This window comes from Rosettibacter firmus (genome assembly GCF_036860695.1).
Classification (GTDB): domain Bacteria; phylum Bacteroidota; class Ignavibacteria; order Ignavibacteriales; family Melioribacteraceae; genus Rosettibacter; species Rosettibacter firmus.
This window is the reverse complement of record NZ_JAYKGJ010000001.1, coordinates 1212001-1224901: the sequence shown is the minus strand read 5'-3', so window position 1 is coordinate 1224901 and position 12901 is coordinate 1212001. Positions and strand designations below refer to the sequence as shown.

General features: G+C 31.3%; 12 protein-coding genes. All 12 read left to right on the top strand.

What is annotated here, in order from left to right; genetic code table 11:
* The first annotated feature begins 84 nt into the window (after positions 1 to 84).
* The 12 genes from hypA (at position 85) to VJY38_RS05185 (ending at position 12900) form a co-directional block, all read left to right on the top strand.
* The gene (gene hypA, locus VJY38_RS05240) at positions 85 to 447 is read left to right on the top strand and encodes a hydrogenase maturation nickel metallochaperone HypA (protein WP_353679616.1); all 363 of its coding nucleotides are present in this window, start codon (positions 85 to 87) and stop codon (positions 445 to 447) included.
* Entirely contained in the window at positions 444 to 1109 is a 666-nt protein-coding gene (hypB, locus tag VJY38_RS05235) for a hydrogenase nickel incorporation protein HypB (protein ID WP_353679615.1), read from the top strand. Before hypA ends, hypB begins: the two co-directional genes overlap by 4 nt.
* Positions 1087 to 3435, top strand: coding sequence for a carbamoyltransferase HypF (gene hypF, locus VJY38_RS05230; RefSeq protein WP_353679614.1), 2349 nt, complete (start codon positions 1087 to 1089; stop codon positions 3433 to 3435). Before hypB ends, hypF begins: the two co-directional genes overlap by 23 nt.
* Positions 3413 to 3643, top strand: coding sequence for a HypC/HybG/HupF family hydrogenase formation chaperone (locus tag VJY38_RS05225; protein ID WP_353679613.1), 231 nt, complete (start codon positions 3413 to 3415; stop codon positions 3641 to 3643). The genes hypF and VJY38_RS05225 overlap by 23 nt, the downstream gene beginning before the upstream one ends.
* 2 nt (positions 3644 to 3645) lie before the next feature.
* Complete coding sequence (gene hypD / locus VJY38_RS05220) at positions 3646 to 4743, top strand: hydrogenase formation protein HypD (RefSeq protein WP_353679612.1); 1098 nt, start codon at positions 3646 to 3648, stop codon at positions 4741 to 4743.
* A 1-nt stretch (position 4744) separates the two neighbouring features.
* Positions 4745 to 5797, top strand: a complete 1053-nt coding sequence (gene hypE / locus VJY38_RS05215) for a hydrogenase expression/formation protein HypE (RefSeq protein WP_353679611.1) — start codon at positions 4745 to 4747, stop codon at positions 5795 to 5797.
* 14 nt (positions 5798 to 5811) lie between these two features.
* Complete coding sequence (locus VJY38_RS05210; RefSeq protein ID WP_353679610.1) at positions 5812 to 6774, top strand: sigma-54 interaction domain-containing protein; 963 nt, start codon at positions 5812 to 5814, stop codon at positions 6772 to 6774.
* A 134-nt stretch (positions 6775 to 6908) separates the two neighbouring features.
* The gene (locus VJY38_RS05205; protein ID WP_353679609.1) at positions 6909 to 7409 is read left to right on the top strand and encodes a hydrogenase maturation protease; all 501 of its coding nucleotides are present in this window, start codon (positions 6909 to 6911) and stop codon (positions 7407 to 7409) included.
* A 3-nt stretch (positions 7410 to 7412) separates the two neighbouring features.
* Positions 7413 to 7925: a ferritin-like domain-containing protein gene (locus tag VJY38_RS05200; RefSeq protein WP_353679608.1), complete on the top strand. Its 513-nt coding sequence runs from the start codon at positions 7413 to 7415 to the stop codon at positions 7923 to 7925.
* Position 7926: 1 nt separating this feature from the next.
* Positions 7927 to 8583 carry a 4Fe-4S dicluster domain-containing protein gene (locus tag VJY38_RS05195; protein WP_353679607.1) on the top strand — a complete coding sequence of 219 codons (657 nt, stop codon included), beginning with the start codon at positions 7927 to 7929 and terminating at the stop codon, positions 8581 to 8583.
* Between the two features lie 18 nt (positions 8584 to 8601).
* Complete coding sequence (locus VJY38_RS05190) at positions 8602 to 9489, top strand: CoB--CoM heterodisulfide reductase iron-sulfur subunit B family protein (protein ID WP_353679606.1); 888 nt, start codon at positions 8602 to 8604, stop codon at positions 9487 to 9489.
* Between the two features lie 15 nt (positions 9490 to 9504).
* Positions 9505 to 12900 carry an FAD-dependent oxidoreductase gene (locus VJY38_RS05185; RefSeq protein WP_353679605.1) on the top strand — a complete coding sequence of 1132 codons (3396 nt, stop codon included), beginning with the start codon at positions 9505 to 9507 and terminating at the stop codon, positions 12898 to 12900.
* The last annotated feature ends 1 nt before the right edge of the window (position 12901 follow it).

Genomic DNA, 12901 nt, shown 5'->3' with positions numbered 1-12901 from the left:
ATTATTCATTTAAATTATACACTGTTATCTTTTATTTAAAATTCATATATTAAATTTAGATTTGCAAGTTAAACTGAGCACAAAATGCATGAATTAAGCATTGCTCAGGAGATAATAGAAATTTCTGAACAATATCTCCCCCAAGAAAATACTGTTCCCGTAAAATCTGTTAAGCTAAAAATTGGAAAGCTGAGCAATGTTTGTGTTGATTCTTTGCAATTTTGTTTTAAACTGTTGACAGAAAACTCATCCTTGAGAAATGCTGAGCTGATAGTTCAGATTATACCTGTTAGAATAAAATGCTCTCAATGTAATAAAGAAGTTGAATTAGAAGAGAATATTATTTGCTGTCCCGATTGCGGTTCGTATGATGTAAGTATAATAAATGGCTTAGAACTTTATATTGATGAATTAGAATTAGATGATGAAATGGAGTTGAATAAATGAGTATAAAAGTTGTTGAAAGAAAAATTTTAGAAAAGAACGATATTGTAGCACAGTCAAACAGAAAAGCATTTGAAGAAAAAAATATTTTTGCAATTAATATGCTGAGTTCTCCAGGTTCAGGGAAAACAAGTTTAATAGAAAGAATGATAGAATTCCTTCGTAATAAAATCAGGATTGCAGTTATTGAGGGAGACCTTCAAACAAAACTGGATGCAGAAAGAATTGAAAAATATGGAGTACCAGTTACACAGATAATAACAAATGGTGCCTGTCATCTTGATGCAATTTTGGTTAAAGAAGCTTTCTTAAAATTATGCGATTATGATTTTGATATTTTGATTATAGAAAATGTTGGTAATCTTGTATGTCCAGCAGGTTTTGATCTTGGTGAAAATATTAAAGTTATTATACTGAGCACTACCGAAGGAGATGATAAACCACTAAAATATCCATTAGCCTTCTTGAAATCTTCCGCATTAGTTATAAATAAAATAGATTTATTGCCATATATAAATTCTTCAATTGAAGTAATAAAAAATAATGCATTATCCATAAACCCGAGATTAAAAATTTTTGAAACTTCCTGTACTGAGAACATTGGTGTTGAAAATTTGTGTGAGTGGATTTTAAATATAAAAAGTGAAAACAAGGTTCAAAATTGAAATAAGAGGCAAAGTACAGGGTGTTGGTTTTAGACCTTTTATTTATAGATTAGCCTCAATTTATGATTTGAAGGGATATGTATGTAATTCACTGCCTGGTGTTCTTATTGATGTAGAGGGAAATGAAGAATCACTGAAAAATTTCATTTCTTCAATTTATACTAATAAACCAGAAATTTCATTTATATCTGGACTTGAATACTCTGAATTAGATTTAATTGGTTACTCGGAGTTCAAGATAATTGAAAGTAAAACTGATGGCAAATTTAATATTATAATTCCCCCCGACATTGCTGTATGCAGTGAATGTTTGAATGAAATGTTTGATAAAAACAATCGACGATATTTATATCCCTTCATAAATTGTACAAACTGTGGTCCTCGCTATTCGATTATTGAATCAATGCCGTATGATAGAGAGAATACATCAATGAAAATTTTTAATATGTGCAACGAATGTCGTGCAAAGTATGAAAATCCTTTTGATCGAAGATTTCATGCCGAACCAATTGCCTGTCCAGTATGTGGACCAAAACTTCAACTCTGGGATAAAAATGGTTTTTGTTTGATTGAAGGGAATGAAGTAATTAGTTATGCAGCAGAATTAATTCTTAAAGGAAATATTGTTGCATTAAAAGGTATTGGTGGATTTCAATTAATTGTTGATGCTTCTAATTCAGATGCTATTAAGAGATTAAGAGTTCGTAAACAACGAAGTGAAAAACCATTTGCTCTCATGTTTCCGAATTATAATTATGTAGAAGAAATCTGTTATGTATCTACTTTAGAAAAAAGAGCTTTGCTTTCTAATGAAAGTCCAATAGTTTTATTAAAAAGAAAAAATATCGATCAAAAAATAATCTCAGATGAATGTGCACCACATAATCCATATCTCGGTATTATGTTACCTTATTCACCTTTGCATCATTTATTAATGAATAAATTAAATAAACCAGTTGTTGCAACAAGTGGAAACCTTTCTGAAGAACCAATTTGCATCGAAAATGAAGAAGCTTTAATAAGACTGAAAAATATTGCTGATTATTTCGTCGTTCATAATAGACCAATTGTAAGACATGTGGATGATTCGATTGTAAGAATTATAAATAACAAACAGGTAATTCTTAGAAGAGCAAGAGGCTTTGCACCTTTACCAATTTTAATCGATGAAAAAGTTTCATCAGAAAAAGAAATTTTGGCTTTAGGTTCACACATTAAAAATACAATAGCAATAAAAAAGAATAATGCAATTATTTTAAGTCAACATATTGGTGATTTATCAACTTCCGAAACATATAATGCATTTATTAAAACCATTAATAACTTGACAGAATTAAATAAACTTTCATCGAATCCTTTAATTTTATGTGATATTCATCCAGAATATTTATCTACTAAGTATGGAGAATCAATAAGTAAAAATATAATTCATATTCAGCATCATTATGCACATGTAGCTGCCTGTAAATTAGAAAATGAAGTTGAAGGATTAGCTCTCGGTATAAGCTGGGATGGTACTGGTTATGGACTTGATGGCAATATTTGGGGTGGAGAATTTTTTATTGTGGATGAAAACAAAGCAATCCATATAGGTCAATTCAAAACATTTCCATTGCCAGGTGGCGAAATTGCAATTCGAGAACCTCGAAGAACTCTTGCAGGAATTTTATTTGAGATTTTTAATTATTCATTGAACAATAACCAGTTAAGATTCTTATTGAATTCTTTTACAATTAACGAACTGGAAATAATTAAAAAAGCTGTTATTAATAAAATAAATACTCCACAAACTTCCAGTGTGGGAAGATTATTTGATGCTTTTTCTTCTTTGTTGAATATTTGTCATATCTCATCTTACGAAGGACAGGCCGCAATGATGCTCGAATTTGCAGCAGACGAAAAAATAAATGAAAGTTATGATTATGAAATAATATTTAAAGACAAAATTATAATCGATTGGCAAAAAATTTTTTTAGAAGCAATGAGTGATATAGATAATGGAGTAAGTAAATTTATAATTGCTGCAAAGTTTCATAATACATTGGCTAATATAATTTTGGAAGTTGCTAAGATTACTAACTCTAATAAAGTTCTATTAAGTGGTGGTTGTTTCCAGAATAAATTACTTACAGAAAAAACAATTGAGTTATTGAGTAATAATAATATAAAAGTTTATTGTCATCAAAAAATTCCACCAAATGATGGTGGTATTTCAGCTGGACAAATAGCTGCCTATTTACTTACCAAAGGTAAAATATCAAGTTGTTCAAATCATAGCATTATTAAAGAAAGGATTGAAAAACATGTGTCTTGCAATACCAGGTAGAGTAATTTCTATAAGTAACACGGATACCGAATCAAAAATAGCAAAAGTAGATTTTGGTGGTGTCATACGCGAAGTATGTGTTGATTGGATTCCAGATATTAAAATTGGAGACTATGTTTTGGTTCATGTTGGATTTGCCTTAAATAAATTGGATGAAAAAGAAGCAGAAGAGATTTTAAATACAATTAAAAACCTGGAAGAAAATTAAAAATGAAATTTATTGATGAATATAGAAATGCAGATGATTCAAAAAGAATTGTTGATAAAATTAAAAATATATTAAGGCATAACTGGTATATAATGGAAATTTGTGGTGGACAAACTCACACAATCTTGAAATATAGATTGGAAGAAATTCTACCAGAGAAGATTACTTTACTCCATGGTCCTGGTTGTCCTGTTTGTGTTACATCTGTAGAATTTATAGATAAAGCAATTCAACTTTCATTTCATAAAGATGTAATTTTAACTTCATATGGTGACATGCTTAGAGTTCCGGGTACTAAATATAGTCTTTTATATTCAAAATCAATTGGTGCAAATGTAAAAACTATTTATTCACCTATAGATGCATTAAAATTAGCAAAAGATTATCCCGATAAAAAAATTATATTTTTTGCAATAGGGTTCGAAACTACTGCACCAGCTACAGCAAGTTCAATTATTCAAGCAAGAAAAATGGGTCTAAAAAACTTTTTTGTTCTTTGTGCTCATGTTCTTGTGCCTCCTGCAATTGAAATTCTTCTTAAATCGCAGTTAACAAAAATAGATGGAATAATTGCCGCTGGACATGTGTGCACTGTAATGGGATTTAAGGAGTATATTCCTATTGCTAAAAAATATAAAGTACCAATTGTTGTAACAGGCTTTGAGCCAAATGATCTTCTTTTAGGAATATTTATGACAGTAAAGCAATTAGAAGAAGGTAGATATGATGTAGAAAACCAGTATAAAAGAGCTGTGCGAGAAGAGGGAAATATGAGTGCAAAAAAAATAATGTTTGATGTCTTTGAAGTTGTTGATAGAAAATGGAGAGGAATTGGATTTATTAATAATAGCGGCTTAAAAATAAAAAAAGAGTTTGAAGATATGGATGCAGAAAAAGTATTTTCATTAAATACACAGATAGACGAGATAGATACTGAATGCATTGCAGGATTAATTCTACAGGGAATTAAAAAGCCTGTTGATTGTTTGAACTTTGCAAGAAAATGTACACCAGAAAATCCATTGGGAGCTCCAATGGTTTCTTCTGAAGGATCGTGTAATGCATATTATAAATTTGGCTCAGTAAAAATTAACAATTAAAATGAACGAACAAATTAATATTAATAGTTGTCCAGTTCCCCAAACTGAATACGATAGAATATTAATGGCTCATGGTGGTGGAGGAAAATTCAGTAAAAATTTATTGGAACAATATATTTATCCGCTCTTTGATAATGAAATACTATCACAAAAACATGATAGTGCAATATTTGAAATTTCGAATACGAAATTTGCATTTACAACTGATTCATTTGTTGTTAATCCAATTTATTTCCCCGGAGGCGACATTGGCAAACTCGCTGTTTATGGCACAGTAAACGACCTATCTGTAGCTGGTGCAAAACCAGTATTTATTTCTTTATCATTTATTATCGAAGAAGGATTCCCAATTGAAGATTTCAAAAAAATTTTATTATCAATTAAACAGGCAACTGAAATTGCTGATGTTAAAATTATAACGGGCGATACAAAAGTAGTTGAAAAAGGTAGTTGCGATAAAATTTTCATTAATACAACCGGTATAGGTATTATAGAAAATCAAATCGAAATAAATCCTTCTAAATGTAAAGCAGGAGATAAAATTATTTTAAGTGGAAGTATTGGTGAACATGGAATTTCAATTTTAGTATCAAGAAACAATTTTGAATTGGAAACAAATATTGAGAGTGATACAGCTCCATTAAATTCCTTGGTTGAAAAAATTATTAATGTTAGTAAAAATATTCATATGATGCGTGATCCAACACGAGGAGGATTATCAAGTTGTTTGAATGAAATTGCTCAATCTGCAAAAGTGGGAATGCTTATTTATGAAGATAAAATTAGAATTAGAGAGGATGTAAAAAGCATTTGTGAATTGCTGGGACTCGATCCTTTGTATGTTGCTAACGAAGGAAAACTTGTTGTTATTGTTGATTCAAAGGATGCAGATTTAGTATTAAATACAATGCGGCAACACCCTTTAGGAAAAGACTCCCAAATTATTGGCGAATTAATTGAAGACCAATTTAATCTTGTTTATATGAAAACTATTATTGGAACAACAAGAATAGTAGACATGATTTCAGGTGAACAACTGCCAAGAATCTGTTAAAAGGTAAAGTTGAAATGGAAGTTGAAAGAAACATAATTATTGGTAAGAACAAAAAAATTTTAGAAATCATCGATAAAATCGATAAGATAGCTCAAAGTGATTGCTCTATACTATTGATTGGTGAAACAGGAGTTGGTAAAGAATTATTTGCCGAATATATTCATAAAAAAAGTAATCGCAGTCACTATCCTCTTGTTAAAGTATCTCTTTCTACATTACCTCCCAATCTAATTGAAAGTGAATTGTTTGGTTATGAAAAAGGTGCTTTTACTGGTTCACTCTACGAAAAAAAAGGACTATTTGAAATCGCAGACAAAGGAACAATTTATCTTGATGATATTGACGACTTCCCCCTCGAACTTCAACCAAAATTGTTAAGAGTAATTGAAAATAAAGAAATAAAAAGAATTGGTGCACAAAATTCTATACCATTAGATATAAGATTAATTACTTCATCTAAAATTGATTTAAGTAAACTTGTAACTCAAGAAAAATTTCGTATGGATTTATTCTTTAGAATAAATGTCTTCCCAATTGAAATACCACCATTAAGAGAAAGAAAAGACGATATCCCTTTGCTGGTTGATTATTTTTTGAAACTTTATGAACCAAATAAACCAATTGAAATTTCCGAAGCAGCACTCGAAGCTCTTCAGAATTATTCATGGCCTGGTAATGTGAGGGAATTGAAAAATATAATCCAGAGAATTGTATTATTTACCGATGGAAAAGTTACTCTCGATGTGCTACCAAACGAAATAAAACAAAAGCAACATTTTGATAATTTTATTAGAAGATGTATTTCATGTTTTGAAAATAAAAAGATGAATTTTGAAGAAGTGATTAAATGTGTTGAAACTCAACTATTACAGCAAGCACTTAAAATTTCGGAAGGCAATAGAACTCACGCAGCAAGACTTCTTGGATTGAGTCTTTCTACTTTGAGGGATAAATTAAAAAAGTATAATCTTGATTAATTAACCTGCGGAAATCTGCACTTTAATTGCGAAATCCCGCTACTTTCTTTTCTATTAAACTTTCTTTTTTCTGATTTTTTGAATGTTCAGATAACTGGCATATCGGTTGCATTTTATTTGAAAAAAACAAAACAATGAAATTACCACTAATAATTCTCGGTTTGGGCAATAATATTCTGGGAGATGATGCTGCTGGAATTTTAGTTGCAGAAAAACTTGGAAAGAAGCTAAAAGATTTTTCCCTAATTAAAGTGGAATCAACATCTTTAGGAGGATTGAGAATAATTGATTTTTTAAAAAATTATAATTCAGCAATCTTGATTGATTCTATAAGAACAGGTCTTAAACCTGCTGGCTATATTCATAAATTTTCTAATAAAGATTTTGTTAATTCGATTAAAATGGTTTCGTATCATAATCTTAATTTTTCAACTGCTATTGAGTTTGCTAAAAAAATTGGAATTCCGATGCCCGAAGAAATTTTTATTTATGCAATAGAATCAAAATCAATTAGTGAATTTACTTATAAGATATCTGTAGAAGTTAAGTATGCAATAAATAAATGTGCTGATGAAATTTATTCATTTGTGTTCAATGAATTAAAAAAAGAGAATTTACAATTAACAAGGGTATAACACATGATAGCCGAAGACCTTACAGCTCTTGAAGCTTTAGGAGTGGCAATACGAAGTGAAATTGATGCTCAGGAAATTTATCAGGATTTAGCCGATCTCTCTCAAAATGAATTGCTTAAAGAACGTTTCTTAAACCTTGTAAAAGAAGAGAAGCAACATCAATTAATTCTCGAAAAAAAATATAATGAAATGTTTCCAGATGTTCCTTTGAAACTTCCTGAAAGTCAAATGCCAAAACATATTAATTCATCTGCCGCCAGAAAAAAGATGAGTCTTAAAGATGTTTTAAAAATTGCAATTGATGAAGAAAAAAGAGCAAGAGATTTTTATCTCGATTGTGCTGAATATGTTACAGATTTATCAGGTAAAAGAATATTTAGATTTCTTGCCGATATGGAATTTTCACATCAAATGATAATTTCTGCCGAATATGAAATGGTCGAAAAATATCCACAGTATTTTGGTGAACTCAAAAGCTGGGAAGTTGAAAATAGTTTAAGAAAAGAAAGGGAATAGAATGACAGTAGAAAGTGAAATATTACCTGGAGTGCATCCAGAAAAAGAAGTTTTATTACGTAATTCATTTCTATATCGAACAAAAGTAATTCCACAGGGAGAACGAATTAAACTTTGTATTCAATGTGGCACGTGCACGGGTTCATGCCCTCTTTCATATGCTATGGATATTACTCCAAGAAAATTAATAGCATTGTTTAGAGCTGGTGATATGGAATCAATATTAAGAAGTAAATCTATCTGGATTTGTGCTTCTTGTTATACCTGTCAAACTCGATGTCCTTCGCTAATAAAAGTTACAGATATACTTTATGCACTTAAAAGAACTGCAATGGAAAAGAAACTATTCAATAAGAATATACCAACTTATGCATTATCATATTCTTTTATGAAATGTATTTATAAATACGGAAGATTGAATGAAGCGCAATTAATTCTAAGATTTTATTTAAGAACAGGATTATGGAAAATTATAAATCTAATTCCACTGGGAATAAAATTAATTACAAAAAGAAGAATAAAACTGACTTCTGAAAAAATAAAGGCAATAAATGATTTAAGAAAGATTATTAAAAAAGCCGAAACTTTTGAATTACCACCAGAAAAAGAAGAATTAGCTTACATCCCCGAAGCTGTTGGATACAAAGCTGTGAGTTAACATAAGTAAGAGGAAAAAATGAAATATGCATATTATCCGGGTTGTAGTCTTCACACAGTAAATAATAATTACGACAAATCGTGCAGAGCTGTATTTAATGCACTTAATTGTGAACTTGTAGAACTTGAGGACTGGAACTGCTGTGGTGCAACAATCTACATGTCAATCAAAGAAATAACGGCACTTGCAGTAGCTGCACGCAATCTTGCTCTGGCAGAAAGAATTGGATATGATATTGTTACTCCCTGTAGCTCTTGTTATACAATTCTGAATAAAGCTAATAAGTATTTAAAAAGTAATAATGAAGTTTTTGATAAAGTTAATCTTTGTCTTAAAGAAGCAGGATTATCGTATAATGGCACAGTTCGAGTTCGTCATCCACTTGATATTCTTGTAAATGATATAGGAATTGAAATAATCAAATTAAATGTCAAAATACCACTCATAGGATTAAGAATTGCAAATTACTATGGCTGTCAAATAGTTAGACCCGAAAAAGGATTTGATGATAGAGAAAATCCAATGTCTATGGAAAATCTTTTTGAAAACATAGGAGCAGAAGATGTTTATTTTCCTTATAAACTCCGTTGTTGCGGTGGTATGTTAATGACAACTTATCAAAGTTCTTCTCTTAATCTAACTAAAGAAATTCTTGAATGTGCTCAAGAAAATGGAGCTGATTGCATTGCTACCACCTGTCCTCTCTGTCAAATGAATCTTGAAGGATATCAGAATAAAATTAATAGAATATATTCTACTACATATAAAATACCCATTCTTTTTTTTACTCAGATACTTGGTGTTGCACTTGGTATTGATGTTGGCGAATTAGGTCTCGAACAAAATTTTTATAAGTGCGACAAATTAGAATCATTATATAAAGTATCATTAAACCATCAGAAATGAAAAGGTGAATGAAGCATGAATAATGATATTAAAATTGGTATTTATATTTGTCACTGTGGAGTTAATATCGCACAAACTGTTAGAGTTGAAGAAATTGCTGAAAAAATGAGAGACAAGCCATACGTAGAAGTTTCTACCTCATATAAATTTATGTGTTCCGATCCCGGACAACAAATGATCGAAAAAGATATAAGAGAAAAAGGATTAAATAGAATTATTGTAGCAGCATGTTCTCCACAGATGCACGAATTAACTTTTCGTAATACATGTGAAAGAGCTGGATTAAATCGATATCTATTCCAGATGGCAAATATAAGAGAACAATGTTCATGGGTTCATGATGATGTAGAAAAAGCAACAACAAAAGCACTTGCATTAATAAATGCTGCTTATAAAAGAGTAAAAAATCATACTCCCTTAGAAGTCAGTAAAAGTAAAATTAATCCCGATACTCTTATAATTGGTGGTGGAATTGCAGGAATACAGGCTGCACTGGAAATTGCAGAATCTGGTAATAAAGTTTATTTGGTTGAAAAAGAATCGACTATTGGTGGACAAATGGCAAAGTTCGATAAAACATTTCCTACACTTGACTGTGCTGCCTGTATTCTTACACCTAAAATGGTTTCCGTTAGTCATAGAAAAAATATTGAATTGATGACTCTATCCGAAGTGGAAAAAGTTAGTGGTTATATTGGTAATTTTTCTGTAAGAATAAGAAAAAAAGCAAGGTATGTTACATCAAAATGCACTTCGTGTGGAGAATGTACTAAAGTATGCCCTGTTAAAGTTCCTAACTGGTTTGATGAATTTAAACAAATGCGAACAGCCATTCACAAGGCTTTTCCTCAAGCAGTTCCTAATACTTATGTAATCGATCGTCAGGAAAGACCTCCATGTATAGAAGCATGCCCTATTCGTCAAGAAGCAGCTGGTTATATAGCTTTAATAAGAAATAGAAAATTTCATGAAGCAGCACAATTGATTCATAAAAGAAATCCACTTGCATTTATTTGTGGAAGAATTTGTTATCATCCATGCGAAAGTGAATGTAATCGTGGTCATGTTGATAAACCCATTGCAATTCAACATTTAAAACGCTTTGCTCTTGATTGGGAATTGAAAAACTATGGAAAATTTGTTCCACCCAAAATTGAAAATCAAAGGAATGAAAAAGTAGCAATTGTTGGTTCTGGACCTGCTGGTTTAGTTTGTGCTCACGATCTTGCAATGAAAGGTTTTCAAGTTACTGTGTTTGAACAATACTCCATTCCCGGTGGTATGCTTGCAATTGGAATTCCTGAATATCGATTACCAAAACAATTCTTGGCATTAGAAATTAATTACCTTAAAGATCTTGGTATTCAATTTAGAACCAATGTAAAAATTGGAACTGATATAACTATTGATGATTTATTTGCCGAAGGATATTCTGCAATTTTTCTGGCTATTGGTGCACATAAAAGTGTAAAATTGGATATTCCGGGAGAAGATGCTGAAGGGGTGCTGCACGGGATTGACTTTTTAAGAAAGGTTAATGTAGGTATTGGAGTGGATATTGGAAAGAATGTGGCGGTTATTGGCGGGGGTAATACTGCAATTGATGTTGCAAGAACTGCTCTTCGTTTAGGGGCTCGAAGAGTTACAATTCTTTATAGACGATCAAAATATGAAATGCCAGCCTCTGAAGAAGAAATTGCCGATGCCGAAGCCGAAGGAATTCATATTTCTTATTTAACTGCTCCAGTTGAAATTATTCACGAAAATGGAAATGTTAAAGCAGTTAAATGTATTAGAATGACTTTAGGTGAACCAGATTCTTCGGGTCGTAGAAGACCTATTCCAGTTCCTCAAAGTGAACATATTCTGGAATTTGATAAAGTAATTGTTGCAATAAGTCAGATGCCAGATTTATCGCCTATTAATACTGGAACTCGTTTTCTGACAACAAAATGGGGAACTCTTCAGGTAAATCTTGAAACACTTGAGACAAATATTAAAGGAATTTTTGCTGGCGGAGATGTTGTACTTGGACCATCGACAGTTATAGCTTCAATGGGACATGGAAGACGTGCAGCTGAATCAATTGAAAAATATCTTAATGGCGAACCTCTTGAAAATTATAAAACTCATATGGTAAAATTAGATGTTCTAAGAGGAGAAAGTTTTAGACCACACACATACGCACCTACATATAAAGAAACTCCCAAAATTGAAAGAGAAGTTATATCAAAACTTGATCCTGTTTATAGAAAAACAAATTTCGAAGAAGTTGAACTTGGATTTACAGAAGAACAGGCAGTTCGAGAAGCATCAAGATGCTTAAATTGTGGTGTTTGTGTTGAATGCCATGAATGTCAGAGAGTATGTCAACCAAATGCTATTGATTATACAATGAAAGATGAAATCGTTGAAATTAAAGTTGGTCAAATCATAGTTGCAACCGGATATGAAATAATTGATGCATCAAAACTTTTTCCGTATGGTTATGGAAGATTAGAAAATGTTTATTCATCACTTGAGTTTGAAAGAATACTTTCTTCAACTGGTCCAACTGGTGGAAAAGTAGTTTTAAGAAATGGAAAAAGTCCAAGAGCAGTTGCAATTATTCATTGTGTTGGTTCACGTGATTCTAATTTCAATAAATATTGTTCTCGTGTATGCTGTATGTATGCATTGAAATTTGCACATTTAGTAAAAGAAAGAACTAATGCAGAAGTTTATCAATTTTATATTGATATGAGAGCTTATGGAAAAGGTTATGAAGAATTTTATTCGAGAATATTGAACGAAGGAATAAATGTGATTCGTGGTAAAGTAGCAGAAGTTGTTGAAAGAAAATCTTTAGATGGCGAGAAATTCCTTGTGGTAAAATGCGAAGATACTCTAATTGGAAAGTTTAGAGAAATTCCAGTTGATATGGTTATACTTTGCAATGCACTTCAACCAAATAGGAGTGCAGAAAAAATTGCAAAAGTTTTAGGCTTATCAAGAAGTCCAGATGGATTCTTTCTCGAACGTCATCCAAAACTCGATCCTTTCTCGACAATGAGTGATGGAATTTATATCGTTGGATGTGCACAAGGACCTAAAGATATTCCAGATACTGTTGCTCAAGCAAGTGCTGCGGCTGGAAGAACCCTCTCATTAATTTCAAAAGGAGAAGTTGAGATTGAACCTATTCGTGCATACATAGATGAAAAATATTGTTCAGGATGCCGCATATGCAATAATTTATGTCCTTTTAATGCCATTGAGTTTAATGAAGATAAAAAAATATCATTTGTTAACGAAGCATTATGCAAAGGATGTGGAACCTGTGTAGCAGCCTGTCCTGCAGGTGCAATTACAGGCATGGGATTCTCTGATGATCAAATTTATGCAGAATTAGAAGGGATATTAGAAATATAAA